A 3,131-nucleotide genomic window follows, 5' to 3' on the forward strand; every position below is an offset into this window, starting at 1 on the left:
CTTCGCACGGACCTGTGTTTTTAGTAAACAGTCGCTTCTCTCTGGTCTCTGCGACCACCCCCAGCTCAGATCGCAAGGATCGTCACCGGGCGTGGTCCCCCTTCTCCCGAAGTTACGGGGGCATTTTGCCGAGTTCCTTAACCACAGTTCTCTCGATCGCCTTGGTATTCTCTACCTGATCACCTGTGTCGGTTTGGGGTACGGGCCGTGTATGAACTCACTAGAGGCTTTTCTCGGCAGCATAGGATCACTGAATTCCCCACAACGGGTATGCATCAAGTCTCAGCCTTGATGTGACACGGATTTGCCTATGTCACGGCCTACACTCTTACACCAGTACAACCACTGACTGGCCCAGCTACCTTCCTGCGTCACCCCATCGCTTGGCTACTACCAGTTCAGGTCCCGCGCATCCGGTCCACGTCATCCCGAAGGATGCTCTAGGACGTTCAGGGCGGTTAGTATCACTGATTCACCATGGGCGCGCACACACGGGTACGGGAATATCAACCCGTTGTCCATCGACTACGCCTGTCGGCCTCGCCTTAGGTCCCGACTCACCCTGGGCAGATTAGCTTGACCCAGGAACCCTTGATCATTCGGCGGACGAGTTTCTCACTCGTCATTCGCTACTCATGCCTGCATTCTCACTCGTGTGGCCTCCACGCCTGGATCACTCCGGCGCTTCTATGGCCACACGACGCTCCCCTACCCATCCATACACCTGCCCGGAGGAGGTTATTGTATGAATGCCGCGGCTTCGGCGGTGTACTTGAGCCCCGCTAAATTGTCGGCGCAGGACCACTTGACCAGTGAGCTATTACGCACTCTTTCAAGGGTGGCTGCTTCTAAGCCAACCTCCTGGCTGTCTCAGCGATCCCACATCCTTTTCCACTTAGTACACGCTTAGGGGCCTTAGCCGGCGATCTGGGCTGTTTCCCTCTCGACTATGAAGCTTATCCCCCACAGTCTCACTGCCGCACTCTCACACCTCGGCATTCGGAGTTTGGCTGACGTCAGTAACCTTGTAGGGCCCATCGGCCATCCAGTAGCTCTACCTCCGAGGTGAAACATGCGACGCTGCACCTAAATGCATTTCGGGGAGAACCAGCTATCACGGAGTTTGATTGGCCTTTCACCCCTACCCACAACTCATCCCCTCAGTTTTCAACCTAAGTGGGTTCGCGCCTCCACGACGTCTTACCGTCGCTTCACACTGGCCATGGGTAGATCACTCCGCTTCGGGTCTAGAGCATGCCACTCAAACGCCCTATTAGGACTCGCTTTCGCTACGGCTTCCCCACACGGGTTAACCTCGCGACATACCACTAACTCGCAGGCTCATTCTTCAAAAGGCACGCCATCAGCTTATGAGCCTCTGACGGATTGTAAGCACACGGTTTCAGGTACTATTTCACTCCCCTCCCGGGGTACTTTTCACCATTCCCTCACGGTACTAATCCGCTATCGGTCACCAAGAAGTATTTAGGCTTACCGGGTGGTCCCGGCAGATTCACAGCAGATTTCACGGGCCCGCTGCTACTTGGGAACACAAATCGCCCCGCCGCAAGGTTTTCAGGTACGGGACTCTCACCCTCTCCGGCCGACCCTTCCAAGTCGTTCCCCTAACCCGCGATCAATCAGCGCCCGGTCCGGCAGAACCGGGACATCATGCCCCACAACACCACACACGCAACCCCTGCCGGGTATCACACGCATGCGGTTTAGCCTGATCCGCGTTCGCTCGCCGCTACTGACGGAATCACTATTGTTTTCTCTTCCTGCGGGTACTGAGATGTTTCACTTCCCCGCGTTCCCTCCACACACCCTATGTATTCAGATGCGGGTAACACGCCATCACGCGTGCTGGGTTTCCCCATTCGGACACCCTCGGATCACAGCTCGTTTGGCAGCTCCCCGAGGCTTATCGCAGCCTACTACGTCCTTCATCGGCTCTTGGTGCCAAGGCATCCACCGTGTGCTCTTACACACTTACATTCACAAACAATTAAAGATGCTCGCGTCCACTGTGCAGTTCTCAAACAACACACACCAACCCCACCCACACCCCGGCCACGYAWGGCGCAWCAGATGTCTCGGGAATCAGTGCCATCAGAAACAACCAAACCCGAAGGCYCGATGGTGTTGTTTCAGACACCCAACAGTGTGTTTCGTCCGGACCACGCTAACGCCGGCACCAGATCCTGCAATCTGATACCGCCGATCACGGCGAGYCCTACGCGATAGTGTTCCACCCAATGAGCCACAGAGCGCGCCACATTCGGACGCGAACCCTGCGCAAACTCTGACCACACCAAAGCGTGGTGAGTGCTCCTTAGAAAGGAGGTGATCCAGCCGCACCTTCCGGTACGGCTACCTTGTTACGACTTCGTCCCAATCGCCGATCCCACCTTCGACGGCTCCCTCCACAAGGGTTAGGCCACCGGCTTCGGGTGTTACCGACTTTCATGACGTGACGGGCGGTGTGTACAAGGCCCGGGAACGTATTCACCGCAGCGTTGCTGATCTGCGATTACTAGCGACTCCGACTTCATGGGGTCGAGTTGCAGACCCCAATCCGAACTGAGACCAGCTTTAAGGGATTCGCTCCACCTCGCGGTATCGCAGCCCTCTGTACTGGCCATTGTAGCATGTGTGAAGCCCTAGACATAAGGGGCATGATGATTTGACGTCATCCCCACCTTCCTCCGAGTTGACCCCGGCAGTCTCTCACGAGTCCCCACCATTACGTGCTGGCAACATGAGACAGGGGTTGCGCTCGTTGCGGGACTTAACCCAACATCTCACGACACGAGCTGACGACAACCATGCACCACCTGTATACAAGCCACAAGGGAAACGACATCTCTGCCGTCGTCCTGTATATGTCAAGCCTAGGTAAGGTTCTTCGCGTTGCATCGAATTAATCCACATGCTCCGCCGCTTGTGCGGGCCCCCGTCAATTCCTTTGAGTTTTAGCCTTGCGGCCGTACTCCCCAGGCGGGGCGCTTAATGCGTTAGCTACGGCACGGAGTCCGTGGAAGGACCCCACACCTAGCGCCCACCGTTTACGGCATGGACTACCAGGGTATCTAATCCTGTTCGCTACCCATGCTTTCGCTCCTCAGCGT

General features: G+C 56.4%; 2 rRNA genes. Both read right to left on the reverse strand.

The annotated features are described in order from the left end of the window. Window positions 1-1,998, reverse strand: a 23S ribosomal RNA gene (locus G6R20_RS18355); the annotation flags it as partial. Window positions 1,999-2,339: 341 nt separating this feature from the next. After that, window positions 2,340-3,131, reverse strand: a 16S ribosomal RNA gene (locus tag G6R20_RS18360); the annotation flags it as partial.

The organism is Dietzia sp. Alg238-R159, from assembly GCF_900537145.1.
GTDB lineage: Bacteria > Actinomycetota > Actinomycetes > Mycobacteriales > Mycobacteriaceae > Dietzia > Dietzia kunjamensis.